General features: G+C 71.0%; 11 protein-coding genes. 3 read left to right on the top strand and 8 right to left on the bottom strand.

The features are described 5' to 3' along the window. Positions 1–23: 23 nt before the first annotated feature. From EDC34_RS02280 to EDC34_RS02250, 7 genes are all read right to left on the bottom strand, one after another. Positions 24–689, bottom strand: coding sequence for an HNH endonuclease (locus tag EDC34_RS02280; protein WP_114959214.1), 666 nt, complete (start codon positions 687–689; stop codon positions 24–26). Between the two features lie 127 nt (positions 690–816). Next, positions 817–2,610 carry an acyl-CoA dehydrogenase C-terminal domain-containing protein gene (locus tag EDC34_RS02275; RefSeq protein WP_114959213.1) on the bottom strand — a complete coding sequence of 598 codons (1,794 nt, stop codon included), beginning with the start codon at positions 2,608–2,610 and terminating at the stop codon, positions 817–819. Between the two features lie 99 nt (positions 2,611–2,709). Beyond that, the gene (locus EDC34_RS02270; RefSeq protein WP_114959212.1) at positions 2,710–3,216 is read right to left on the bottom strand and encodes an LEA type 2 family protein; all 507 of its coding nucleotides are present in this window, start codon (positions 3,214–3,216) and stop codon (positions 2,710–2,712) included. Between the two features lie 11 nt (positions 3,217–3,227). Beyond that, a complete protein-coding gene (locus EDC34_RS02265) occupies positions 3,228–3,416 on the bottom strand; it encodes a hypothetical protein (RefSeq protein WP_114959211.1) in 189 nt (62 codons plus the stop codon). Between the two features lie 139 nt (positions 3,417–3,555). Further along, positions 3,556–5,625, bottom strand: a complete 2,070-nt coding sequence (locus EDC34_RS02260; protein WP_114959283.1) for a M13 family metallopeptidase — start codon at positions 5,623–5,625, stop codon at positions 3,556–3,558. An 89-nt stretch (positions 5,626–5,714) separates the two neighbouring features. Next, positions 5,715–7,106 (bottom strand): M16 family metallopeptidase, encoded by a 1,392-nt coding sequence (locus EDC34_RS02255; protein WP_114959210.1) that lies wholly within the window; start codon positions 7,104–7,106, stop codon positions 5,715–5,717. Further along, a complete protein-coding gene (locus tag EDC34_RS02250; RefSeq protein ID WP_114959209.1) occupies positions 7,103–8,476 on the bottom strand; it encodes a M16 family metallopeptidase in 1,374 nt (457 codons plus the stop codon). Before EDC34_RS02250 ends, EDC34_RS02255 begins: the two co-directional genes overlap by 4 nt. Positions 8,477–8,593: 117 nt before the next feature. Between EDC34_RS02250 and EDC34_RS02245 the strand changes: the two genes are divergently transcribed. Both EDC34_RS02245 and EDC34_RS02240 read left to right on the top strand, forming a co-directional pair. Next, positions 8,594–9,967 carry an MBL fold metallo-hydrolase RNA specificity domain-containing protein gene (locus tag EDC34_RS02245; protein WP_114959208.1) on the top strand — a complete coding sequence of 458 codons (1,374 nt, stop codon included), beginning with the start codon at positions 8,594–8,596 and terminating at the stop codon, positions 9,965–9,967. Beyond that, complete coding sequence (locus tag EDC34_RS02240) at positions 9,967–10,701, top strand: sulfite exporter TauE/SafE family protein (RefSeq protein ID WP_114959207.1); 735 nt, start codon at positions 9,967–9,969, stop codon at positions 10,699–10,701. Before EDC34_RS02245 ends, EDC34_RS02240 begins: the two co-directional genes overlap by 1 nt. A gap of 4 nt (positions 10,702–10,705) precedes the next feature. On the opposite strand, the gene EDC34_RS02235 is transcribed toward EDC34_RS02240, so the two are convergent. Then, a complete protein-coding gene (locus tag EDC34_RS02235) occupies positions 10,706–11,053 on the bottom strand; it encodes a hypothetical protein (RefSeq protein WP_114959206.1) in 348 nt (115 codons plus the stop codon). A gap of 326 nt (positions 11,054–11,379) precedes the next feature. Here EDC34_RS02235 and EDC34_RS02230 point away from each other — a divergent pair, with 326 nt between their 5' ends. Beyond that, positions 11,380–12,714 carry a DEAD/DEAH box helicase gene (locus tag EDC34_RS02230; protein WP_114959205.1) on the top strand — a complete coding sequence of 445 codons (1,335 nt, stop codon included), beginning with the start codon at positions 11,380–11,382 and terminating at the stop codon, positions 12,712–12,714. Positions 12,715–12,730: the final 16 nt, after the last annotated feature.

Raw genomic sequence — 12,730 nt, 5'->3', positions numbered from 1 at the left:
GAGGGGTGGGTGCGGGGTGGCGCTCAGCCGCCGCGCGGGTGGCGGGGCATCTGCGCCTTCAGGAACGCCATCTGATCGGCGAGGATGTTGCGGTTGGAGAGGATCAGGTGTTCCACCCAGCTCGGGCGGTAGGGGATGGCCAGCAGCGGCATGCCGGCCTGCTGCGGGGTGCGGTTGCCCTTGCGCGAGTTGCAGTGGACGCAGGCGGTGACGACGTTCTCCCACACGTCGCGCCCGCCGCGGGACACCGGCTGCACGTGGTCGCGGGTGAGCGCATGCCGCGAGAACTCGCGCCCGCAGTACAGGCACAGGTGCTGGTCGCGGGCGAACAGGGCCTGGTTGGTCAGCGCGGGCGTGGGGGCGATCGCCGCCGGGCGCACGTGCCCGCGCGCGGCGATGATGGGGTGCAACTGCAGCAGGCTGCGGCGGCCGGTGGCGCGCTGCAGCCCGCCGTGCAGTTCCAGGCAGGGCTCGCCCAGCGTCCAGGCGACCGCGCCACGCGCATACAGGCAGGCGGCGTCCTGCCAGCTCATCCAGTCGAGGGCGCGGCCGTGCGCGTCGAGGGCCAGCAGGCGCAGGTGCGGGGCGAACCCGGGATCGCGCGGGGGTAGGCTGCGCACCGCGTGCAGCGAGGCAGCGGGGCGGGGGCCGTCATGGGCCGGGCGAACAAGCGCTCTATCGGTCTCCATCGGAACAGCAGCTTATACCCCTTCGATGACGGTTTGTGTACCGCCCGGGGCCGCGCCGTGGGTCGAATGCCGCAGGCCCGTCACTCCCGCAGGCGTGGGAGCAACGGGCCGGGCGCTTGCAGGCCGCTTACTGCGGGCCGAAGCCGGCGTCGGGCAGGGCCATCAGCGGATCGGCGCCGGCATCGATCGCGGCCTTGTGCGCCAGCGTGCGCGGCAGCACGCGGGCGAAGTAGAAGCGCGCGGTGTCGCGCTTGGCGTCCTTGAACGCCTGCGGGCGCTGCGAGGCATTGGCCGCGGCCACGCTGCGCGCCCACCAGTAGGCCAGCACCACGTAGCCGGAATACAGCAGGTAGTCGGTGCTGGCCGCGCCCAGTTCCTCGGGATTTGCGGCCGCGCGCTGCAGCACGTCCTGGGTCAGCTTGCCCCACTCGGCGCACTTGGCGCGCAGCGGTGCGATGAACTCGGCCAGCGCGGCGTCGCCCTCGTGCTGCTTGGCGAAGGTTTCCACGTCGGCCAGGAACAGCTTCAGCCCGGCGCCCTGGGTGGCTGCGGTCTTGCGCCCGATCAGGTCCAGCGACTGGATGCCGGTGGTGCCTTCGTACAGGGTGGTGATGCGGGCATCGCGTGCGTACTGCTCCATCCCGTGCTCGTGGATGTAGCCGTGGCCGCCGAAGCACTGCAGGGCGTTGTAGGTGTTCTCGATGCTCCACTCGGTCAGGCACGCCTTGGAGATCGGGGTCAGCCAGCTGACCAGGGTCTCGGCCTGCGCGCGCTCGCCGGCATCGCTGGACTTCTCGGCCACGTCCAGCAGCGAATAGGCGTGCAGCGAGAGCAGGCGGCCGCCTTCGATCAGCGCCTTCTGGGTGAGCAGCATGCGGCGCACGTCCGGCTGCACGATCAGCGGGTCGGCCGGCTTGTCGGGATACTTCGGCCCCGACAGCGAACGCGACTGCAACCGCTCGCGCGCGTAGCGCAGCGCGTTCTGATAGGCGCGCTCGGACAGCCCCAGGCCCTGCACGCCCACGCCGAGGCGGGCCGAGTTCATCATCACGAACATCGCCTGCAGGCCCTTGTGCGGCTGGCCGACCAGGTAGCCCTCGGCGCCGTCGAAGTTCATCACGCAGGTGGCCGAGCCGTGGATGCCCATCTTGTGTTCGATCGCGCCGCAGCGCACCGCGTTGCGCTCGCCCACCGTGCCGTCGCGGGCGACCTTGAACTTGGGCACCACGAACAGCGAGATGCCCTTGGCGCCGGGCGGCGCGTCCGGCAATTTCGCCAGCACCAGGTGCACGATGTTGGGAACGAGGTCGTGCTCGCCGGCGGTGATGAAGATCTTGGTGCCGGTGATGGCGTACTTGCCATCCGCGATGGGCTCGGCGCGGGTTTTGATCAGGCCGAGATCGGTGCCGCAGTGCGGTTCGGTCAGGCACATGGTGCCGGTCCAGGTGCCGGCCACCAGCGGCTTGAGGAACACGTCCTTCTGCCAGTCCTCGCCATAGGTCTCCAGCGCCTTGACCGCGCCGTGGCTGAGCATCGGGAAGTTGCCCCAGGCCAGGTTGGCGCTGTCCACCATCTCGGTGAGCACGCCGCCCAGCAGCGCCGGCATGCCCTGGCCGCCGTGCTCGGGGGCATTGGTCAGGCCGGTCCAGCCGCCTTCCACGAACTGGTCGAAGGCCTGCTTGAAGCCGGGCGGCGGGGTGACGTTGCCGGTGGCCTTGTCGTAGCTGCAGCCGATTTCGTCGCCGACCCGGTTGAGCGGCGCCAGCACGGTCTCGGTGAAGCGCGCGGCTTCGTCCAGCACGGCGTCCACCAGTTCGCGGTTGGCGTCGGCATGGCCGAGGCGGGCGAACAGGGCTTCCGCGCCGAGCACGTCGTAAAGGCCGAAGCGGAGGTCGTCGAGGGGGGCTTTGTAGGTGCTCATGCGTGGGGTTCCTGGCATGCGCGGGCCGCCTGCCGGCCCGCTTCAGCCCCTGAGCATACTACAGCGTATGGTGGGGTGGCGTGACCGCCGCCCCGCCTTTCAGCGCAGCGCGCCGGGCAGGCCCGGAACCGGCGACAGCGCGCTTTCGCGCTTGATCGTCCACGACTTCTGCTTGCCGTCCTGCGGGGTGGCGTCGATGCTGCCGGACAGGGTGTAGGACAGGCCGTGGCCGTCGGCCAGCGCGCCGGCGATGCGCGCGCGTCCGGCCGGCAGCGGGGCCAGGGTGGCGTTGACCACGTCGGCCGATTCCGGGCCGATGTCGATCCCCGGCTGCAGGTCCAGCCGTGCCGCCGGGCCGTTGTCGAACGCCAGCGCCAGCGCGGTGCGGTCGAACCGCATCGGCACGCTGCTGTAGTTCTGCAGCCGCAGCTGCACGTCCCACTGGCCGTCGGCGCGCACGCTGAGCTGCTGGATGCTGGCGGTGGGTTCCGACACCCGCCGCACCGGGCCGCTGCTGCAAGCGGACAGCCCGAGCAAGGACGCCGCGAGGGCGAGCGCGGCGATGCGGGGGGACAGCCGCGCGGACAGGAAGGCGGGCAGTCGCATCGGGCGCGGCCTCAGAAGCCCTGCTCGCTGGCCGGGACCGGCAGCTCGCGAATGTACTGGTCCTTGGCGGCGACAAAGGCCTCGGCGTAGCGGTAGGCCTCGCGCCCCAGCGCGATGCGGGCGTCCATGTCGAGGTTGGCGTCGTGGCGGCCGCCCACCAGCTGGGCGTACAGGTTGAGGGCGATGTCGTGGATGTCCATGGGCGGGCTCCGCAGGCGGAAGCGCGAACATACACCGCCGGCGCGCGCGCCGGAACCGCCGCGGCCTCGCCACCGGTCGCAAAAATGACGAGGCCCGGCAGGGCCGGGCCTCGCGGGCATCAGGCGGGCACCCGCCGGATCACCAGATCACCACCTGCTGCTCGCCCTCGCGCACCATCGGGGCGCCGGCCTTGCAGCCGAACGCCTGCGCGAACGCCGGCATGTTCGACGGCGCGCCGATCGCGCGGAAGTTGGCCGGGGCGTGCGGGTCGGTGTTCAGGCGCACCTTGGCTTCGTCCGGGGTGAAATTGCGGCGCCACACGGTGGCCCAGTTGAAGAAGAAGCGCTGGTCCTCCGGATAGCCGTCCACCTTGTCGCCGCCCGACTTGCCGGCGTCCTTGAGCGCCTTCTGGTAGGCATCCCAGGCCACGTTCAGACCGCCGAGGTCGGCGATGTTCTCGCCCAGGGTGAGCTGGCCCTTCACGTGCAGGCCGTCGATCGCCACGTAGTCGTCGAACTGCTTGACCAGCTTGCCGGTGCGCGCGTCGAAGCCATCGCGGTCGGCCTTGGTCCACCAGTTGTTGAAGTTGCCCTGGGCGTCGAACTGGCTGCCCTGGTCGTCGTAGCCGTGCATCATCTCGTGCCCGATCACCGCGCCGATGCCGCCGTAGTTCAGTGCCGGGTCGGCCTTGGGGTCGAAGAACGGCGGCTGCAGGATCGCCGCCGGGAACACGATCTCGTTCATCAGCGGGTTGTAGTAGGCGTTCACCGTCTGCGGGGTCATGCCCCACTCGGTGCGGTCCACCGGCTTGCCGATCTTGGCCATCTCGTAGTCGTGGTTGAACTTGGCCGCGGCCAGTACGTTGCCGGCGTAGTCGTCGCGCTTCGTGGCCAGGCCGTCCCAGCTGCGCCACTTGTCGGGGTAGCCGATCTTGGGCGTGAAGCTGGACCACTTCTCCATCGCCTTGGCCTTGGTCTCCGGGCTCATCCAGTCGAGCTTCTCGATGCGCGCCTTGAGCGCCTCGCGCAGGTTGTCCACCAGCACCTGCATCTGCGCCTTGGACTCGGCCGGGAAGTACTGCTTGACGTACAGCTGGCCCAGCGCCTCGCCGGCGCTGCCTTCCACGGTGTCGAGCACGCGCTTCCAGCGCGGCTTCTGTTCCTTCTGGCCGCGCAGGGTGCGGGCGTAGAAGTCGAAGCGCTCGTCGTTGAACGTGTCGGCCAGGTACGGGGCCATGCCGTCGATCGCGTGGATGCGCAGGTAGGCCTGCCACTGCGCGGCCGGCACGTCGGTCAGCATCTTGTCGAACTCGGCGAAGAACTTCGGCTGCGACAGCGAGAAGCCGTCGGCCTGCACCCCGTTGGCCTTGAAGAACTCCGTCCACGAAAAATGCGGCGTGAGCTTGTCGGCCTCGGCCATGGAAACGTAGTGGTACTGGTTGTTCGGGTCGCGCAGCTCGATCGGCGACAGCGAGGCCTTGGCCAGGCGGGTCTCGAACGCCAGCACGTCGGCGGCCTGCTTGTCGGCGTCGGCCGCGGCCACCCCGGCGTTCTGCAGTTGCCTGGAGACGTGCTTCACGAACGCCTCGCGGATCGCCTTGTACTTGCCGTCCGGGCCGTCTTCCAGATAGTAGGCGCGCTCCGGCAGCGATAGCCCGCCCTGGAAGGCGTAGCCGATCTTCTGGCTGGAGTTCTTGAAGTCGGCCTCGGCGCCGAAGCTGAACACGTCGCCGCGGCCGGCAGCGAATTCCTCGCGCAGGTAGCCGGCGATGTCGGCCGGGGTCTTGAGCGCGTCGATCCGCGCCAGCATCGGCTGCAGCGGGGCGATGCCGGCGGCGTTGATCTTGGTGGTGTCCATGCCGCTGGCATACAGGTCGCCCACCAGGCGGGTGATGCCGGTGGCGTTCTTGTCGGACGCGGCGGCTTCGGCGATGCCGCGGCTGGCGGCCTGCGAGCGCTCGTCCAGCATCTCGAAGCTGCCCCAGCTGGTCTTGTCGGACGGCACCGGGTTGGCGGCCAGCCATTTCGCGTTGACGTAATCGGCCAGGTTGTCGCACACGTTCTTGGACGGGTCGAGGTCGCTGGTCTTGAAGCCCGCCAGCGGCGGCAGCGTGGGCGTCGCGGCGGCGGTGGCGTCGGCGGAGGCCGCGGGCGCGGCCGGCTTCTGGCAGGCGCTCAGGGCGGCGGTGACGGCAAGGGACAGCAACAGCAGCTTGGGGGTGTTCACGAACGCAGGCTCCGGGGAAGGCGGGAGAAGCCGGGATGGTACTGCCCGGCGGCAGGTCAGGGAGAGACAGGTCAGGGGGAGAAGCGGGGGTCGGACAGTTTCATTTCGGTCAGCGGGCCGTAGCGGCGCATCACCTCGCGGATCCTGGCGGCATCGCCGATGGCCACGATCACCAGGTCCTGGCTGGCGGGGAACACCGCGCGCGCGGCGGCCACCTGCGCCGGGGTGGCGGCGGCCACCTGGTCGAGGTAGCCGTCGATGTAGTCGCGGCCATCGCCGTACAGCGCCAGCCAGGCGATGGCGTTGGCCAGCTGCGGCGCGGTCTCCAGCCCGGGCGGGTATTGCCCGGCGATGTAGTGCTTGGCCGACTGCACCGTGGCCGCGTCCAGGCCCTCGCGGTGCAGGCGGTCGAGGGTGGTGATGGCGAGGTCGATCGCGGCCTGGGTGGTCTCGGTCTTGGTGAAGCTGCTGATCTCCACCGCGCCCGGCTGGCGCGGGCGGTCGATCTGCGAGCGCGCGCCATAGGTCAGGCCGGATTTCACCCGCAGCTCGGTGTTGAGCATCGAGGTGAAGCGCCCGCCGAACGCGGTCTGCACCAGGTCCTGCGCGGCGCGCGCGGGGTCGTCGCGGCGGCTGCCGACGTTGGCCAGCGCGAAGTAGGTCTGGGTGGCGCCGGGCTTGTCCACCAGCAGCACCCGGCGGCCGGTTTCGCGGGCCTTGGCGGCCACCTGCGGCAGCGTGCCCGCGGCCTTGTCCCAGCCGCCGAAGGCCTGGCGCACCTGCGCGGTCACCCGCGCGGGGTCGAAGTCGCCGGCGATCGCGATGATCAGGCGGTCGCCGCCCATCTGCTGGCGGCGGAACGCCTGCAAGTCATCCAGCGTGATCGTCGCCAGGCTGGTCTCGTCGCCGCTGTCGGGGTGCCCGTAGGGATGCCCGCGGAACAGCCAGGCATCCGCGTACTGCCCGATCAGTCGGCGCGGGTCGGCGTCCTTGGCGGCGGCGATCGACTCGATCGCGCGCTGCCGCAGCTTGTCGAATTCGGATGCGTCCATGCGCGGACGCAGCAGGGCATCGGCCAGCAGCGCCAGCATCAGGTCGCCATCCTTGGCCAGGAACTGCGCCTGGCCCATGATCGCCTCGCCGGTGCTGGCGAAGCTCAAGCTGCCGCCGGCGCCGTCCACCGCCTGCGCGAAGGCCAGCGCGTCGCGGCTGCCGGCCCCCTTGGTGAGCATGTCGGCCAGCAGGTCGGCGGTGCCTTCCTTGCCGGGCGGATCGGCCAGCGAACCGCCGCGCACCAGCACGGTGGCGGCTACCATCGGCACGTCCTTGCGCGGGGCCAGCAGCAGGGTGGCGCCGTTGTCCAGATGCACGGTCTGGTAGTCGGGCAGGCGGATGCCGGCGGCGGAGGCCGCGGACAGCGCCAGTGCGGCCAGCGCCGCGAACAGGAAACGCAGGCGGCTCATCGTGCGCCCTCCTTCTGGGTGGCGACCGGCTGCAGCAGCCCGGTGGTGCGGTTCTGCTTGCGCAGGATCTTCGCGGCCAGCGCCTGCACCTGGGCGGGGGTCACCGCCGCGTAGGCGTCCGGGGCGTCGAAGGCCTTGCGGTAGTCGCCCTGGAACACCTCGGCCTCGCCCAGTGCCTGCGCCTTGCCGTTGATGGTGGCCATCCCGCGCCAGAACGCGGACAGCTTCAGGTTGCGGGCCTTGTCCAGCTCGGCGGCGCTCACGCCGTCGCGCGCGATCTTCGCCAGCTCGTCGTCCAGCAGCGCCTCGGCGCGGGCCATGTCGCCGCCCGGTGGCAGCAGCGCGTACACCCACAGCAGCCCGGGGTCGAACCCGGCTTCCGCGAACGCACCGGCGCTCACCGCGGCCTGCTCGCGCTCCACCAGACGCTGGTGCAGGCGCGAGGACTGGCCCTGGGCGAGGAGGGTGGTCAGCAGCTCCAGCACCGGGAAGTCCTTGCTGCCGGCGCCGAGCCCGCTGTGGAAGGCGTAGGCCACGATCGGCGACTGCGCGTCGGCGCGCTCGACCACGATCCGGCGCTCGCCCAGCTGCTCCGGCTCGACCGTGGTGACCGGCGTCGGCGCCGGCTGGCGCGGCAGCGCGGCCAGGTACTTGTCGGCCAGCGCGAACACCTGCGCCGGCTGCACGTCGCCGGCCACCACCAGCACCGCGTTGTTGGGCGCGTAGTAGGTCTTGAAGAAGCGCTTGAGGTCGTCGCTGCTCCAGTGCTCGATGTCGCTGGGCCAGCCGATGGTCGGGATCTGGTAGGGGTGCGCCAGGAACGCGCTGGCCTGCATCTGCTCCATCAGCGTGCCCATGCTGTCGTTGTCCACGCTGCTGCGGCGCTCGCTGTACACCACCTCGCGCTCGCTCTCCACCACCTTGGGGTCGAACGCGAGGTGGGCCATGCGGTCGCCCTCGAGGTCGAAGATGGTCTCCAGCGCGCTGGACGGGAACCAGTCGGTGTAGATGGTCAAATCGCTGCTGGTGCTGGCGTTGTTGCTGCCGCCGGCTGCTTCCATGATGCGGTCGAATTCGCCTGGCGCACGTTTCGTGGTGCCGTTGAACATCATGTGTTCGAAGAAGTGCGCCAGGCCGGTGATGCCGGCGTGCTCGTTGCGGCTGCCCACCTTGTAGAAGGTGTAGTAGTTGGCGCTGGGGATGTCGTGGTCGGGCCAGACGATGATCTTCAGGCCGTTGGCCAGGGTCTTGCTGGCGATGGCCGCGCTTCCGGGCACCGCGGGCGGCGGGGCAGGGGCGGGCGTGGCCGCGCGGGCGACGGCCGCGGCGGTGCCGAGCGCAAGCGCGCAGGCGAGGGGAAGCAGGCGCATGGGGAGTCCCGGTGTTGGCACCCGCCCACCATGCCCGAGGCGGCGCGCCGCCGCCACCTGCCGGAAGTCGGGGTGGCGGGGTAAGCTGGCGCGGGCATTTCAGGGAGTCGGCGGCGCATGCGCGTGCATTTCCAAGGAGCGGCCGGGCAGGTGACCGGGTCGATGCACCTGGTCGAGGCCGCGGGCCGCCGCCTGCTGCTGGAATGCGGCATGGTGCAGGGCAGCCCGGAGGCCGAGGCGGCCAATTTCGCGCCGTTCCCGTTCGATCCGGCCGCGCTGGACGCGGTGGTGCTCAGCCACGCCCACATCGACCACTGCGGGCGCCTGCCGCGGCTGGCGATGGCCGGCTTCCGCGGGCCGATCTACGCCCAGGCCGCCACCGCCGACCTGCTGCCGATCATGCTGCTGGATTCGGCCTCGCTGCAGGAAAGCGACGCCGAACGCGCCAACCGCCGGCGCCGGCCGGGGCAGCCGCAGGCGATGCCGCTGTACACCCGGCAGGACGTGCAGCGCACGCTGGAACGGGTGCGGCCGCTGGCCTATGGCGCGCATCCGGCGCTGCTGCCGGGGGTCGACCTCACCCTGCGCGATGCCGGCCACATCCTCGGCTCGGCCAGCGTGGAGCTGCGCGCGGACGGCCGCACCCTGGTGTTCTCCGGTGACCTTGGCATGCGCGGCACCCCGATCCTGCGCGATCCCGAGCCGGTGCCCGCGGCCGACCTGCTGCTGATGGAATCCACCTACGGCGATCGCAACCACCGCGACCGCGTCGCCACCGTGCAGGAGTTGGGCGAGATCCTGCATGCGGCCTGGCGCGACGGCGGCAACGTGCTGATCCCGGCGTTCGCGGTGGGGCGCACCCAGGAACTGCTGTACTGGTTCGCCCGCCACTGGGACGACTGGGGCATGGCGCGCTGGCGGATCTTCCTCGACAGCCCGATGGCCGCGAAGGTGGTGCAGGTGTACGACCGCCACCACGAACTGTTCGACGCCGAGGCGCGCGCGGCGTGGCGCGGCACCCCCAATCCGTTCCGGCTGCCGAACCTCTCCGTCACCGAATCGGTGGAGGAGTCGATGGCGATCAACCGCATCCACGGCGGGGCCATCATCATCGCCGGCAACGGCATGGCCAACGGCGGCCGCATCCTCCACCACATGCGCCAGCACCTGCCGCATCGCCAGACCCGGATCGTGTTCGTCGGCTACCAGGCCGAAGGCACGCTCGGGCGGCGGCTGGTGGACGGCGCGCGCTGGGTGCGCATCCACGGCCACGATGTGCAGGTGCATGCGCAGCGGCACACCGTCGGCGGGCTGTCCGCGCATGCCGACCAGCAAGGCCTGCTGGACTGGTATGCGGGGTTTTCCGCGCCGCCGCCGCTGGCGCTGGTGCACGGCGAGGAGCGCGCGCGCGAGGCGCTGGCCGGCGAGATCCTGACCCGCCACGGCGTGCAGGCGGTGCTGCCGCGCCCGGGACTGGTGCTGGACGTCTGATGCCGGGGTTCGGCCGCGGCGCGGGATTTTTGCTGTTGGCGCTGCTGGCCGAGGTCGCCGGCACCGTGGGCGGGTTCGGCTCGTCGGTGTTCTTCGTGCCGATCGCGAATTTCTACTTCGACTTCCAGTCGGTGCTCGGCATCACCGCGCTGTTCCACCTGGCCAGCAACCTGAGCAAGCTCGGGTTGTTCCGCGCCGGAATCGACTATGGCCTGCTGCTGCGGCTGGGCGTGCCCGCGGTGGCCTGCGCGGTGCTGGGCGGGCTGGCCTCGGCCGCGATCGACACCCGCTGGCTGACCGGGGTGCTGGCGCTGTTCCTGCTCGCGCTCAGCGGCTGGATGCTGCTGCGTCCGCGCTGGAAGGTGCGCGCCAGCACCGGCAATGCGGTGCTGGGCGGGGTGTTGTCCGGCGGCATGGCCGGGCTGGTGGGCACCGGCGGCGCGGTGCGCGGCATCACCATGGCCGCGTTCGACCTGCGCAAGGAGGTGTTCGTGGCGACCTCGGCGGCGATTGACCTCGCGATCGACCTCAGCCGCGGCCTGGTGTACGCGCGCAACGGCTACCTCCACGCCCACGACCTGGTGTGGGTGCCGCTGCTGGCGGTGGTGGCGCTGGCTGGCACCTGGCTGGGCCGGCGCATCCTGGCGCGGCTGCCGCAGGCGATCTTCCGCCGCATCGCGCTGCTGCTGGTGTTTGCGATCGGCCTTGTGACCCTGTGGCAGGCCGCCGGTTGAACGCTCAGCGCCGGCGCGCGCCGCCGGCCGTGGAGAGCAACAGCAGCCCGGCCACCAGGCCCATATGCTTGAGGAAGGCCAGCAGCGATGCCGTGAGGTTGGCGCCGGACAGCTTCCAGAACGGATGCGCCAGCGCGGCGTCGATCAGCAGCAACACCGCCGCGCACAGGGCCACGATGCGCAGCTGCCAGCCGGAGGCCAGCAGTACGCCCAGCACGACCTGGGCCGTGCTCATCAGCAGGGTCGTATCGCTGATGGCAATGCCGTGCAGGGCCTGCCACAGGCGCAGGGCGCCGGTCAGGAAAAACAGCGCAGCCAGCAGCCACTGCGCGATGCGGACTTCGATCTTCATGAGCGGGAACCGGGAGCGACGAGCATGCGGAAGCCACAAGCCTCGCATGGCGCGGTGCGCGAGGAAAGCCCGGTGCAGGCAGGTAGCGGCATTTCGCGTACAATGCGCGCATTCTGCGCACGGCTGATCCCCCTTCCTCCGCGAAGGTCGCGTTTTTCCTGATCAAGCCGGCCGCCTTGTGCGGCTTTCTTCCCCGTACGCTCATCGTTGCGCAGACACGGCCCGGAATCCCGGCGTCGTGCCATGCATGCCCGCGGCGCGGTTCGACAGGAACGCCCGGGTGGTGCGCGCCGCGTGCGCGTGCCGTTCCTTGAGGAGTGTTCCCGATGTCGTTCGAATCCCTGGGCCTTGCGCCCGCGTTGCTGCGCGCGCTGGCCGAGCAAGGCTATGCCACCCCGACCCCGATCCAGGCGCAGGCGATCCCGCTGGTGCTGGCCGGCCACGACGTGCTGGGCGGTGCCCAGACCGGGACCGGCAAGACCGCCGCGTTCGGCCTGCCGCTGCTGCAGAAGCTGGCCGAACTGCCCAAGCCCGAAGGCCTGCGCCGGCCGCGGGTGCTGGTGCTCACCCCCACCCGCGAGCTGGCGGTGCAGATCACCGACAACCTGCGCGCCTATGCCAAGCACCTGCGCATCAACGTCACTGCGCTGTTCGGCGGCGTGGGCATGCAGCCGCAGGTGGAGGCGTTCCGGCGCGGCGTGGACGTGCTGGTGGCCTGCCCCGGGCGCCTGATCGACCACCTCGAGCGTGGCACCTGCAAGCTCGGCGACGTGCGCATGCTGGTGCTGGACGAGGCCGACCGCATGCTGGACATGGGCTTTTTGCCCTCGATCAAGCGGGTGATGAAGCACGTGCCGGCGCAGCGGCAGACGCTGCTGTTCTCGGCCACCTTCGAGCCGCGCATCAAGGCGCTGGCGCTGGAGTTCATGCAGGACCCGCGGCAGGTGCAGGTGGCCGCGCAGAACACCGTGGTCGAGACCATCCGCCACCACGCGCATCCGGTGGATGCGGCGAAGAAGCGCGACCTGCTGGTCGACATCCTGGCCCGCCGCCACGCCGACCAGGTGCTGGTGTTCGGCAAGACCAAGCACGGCTGCAACCGCCTGGCCGAGCAGCTGGAGAAGGCCGGGCTGCCGGCGCTGGCGATCCACGGCAACAAGAGCCAGGCCGCGCGCCAGAAGGCGCTGTCGGAGTTCAAGAGCGGCCGTGTCCGGATCCTGGTCGCCACCGACGTGGCCGCGCGCGGGCTGGACATCCCACAGCTGCCGCTGGTGATCAACCACGACCTGCCGATGGTGGCCGAGGACTACGTCCACCGCATCGGCCGCACCGGCCGCAACGGCGCCAGCGGCGAGGCGATCTCGCTGGTGTCGCCGGACGAGGCCGGGCTGCTGCGCCAGATCCAGAAGCTGCTGGGCCGCGAGATCACGATGCAAACGGTGCCGGGCTTCGAGCCCAGCCGCGCCATCCGCACCGACGCCGCGCCGTTCGCCGATGCGGCGCGCGGCCCGCGCCCGGGCCGCAACCGCCGCCCGCACGGCAAGCCGCGCAGCGCGGAGGCGCATGCGCACGCGCACACGGGCGCAAAGCCCGCCCGCGATGGGCAGGGCGAGGGCCGCCGCGGTGGCGGGGCCCAGGGCGGTCGCCGCCAGGCGCGCTGAGCGCGCGGTCTCCGCG

It is taken from the genome of Thermomonas haemolytica (genome assembly GCF_004346265.1).
In the GTDB taxonomy this organism is placed as follows: Bacteria; Pseudomonadota; Gammaproteobacteria; order Xanthomonadales; family Xanthomonadaceae; genus Thermomonas; species Thermomonas haemolytica.
This window is presented reverse-complemented; position numbering and strand designations above follow the sequence as displayed.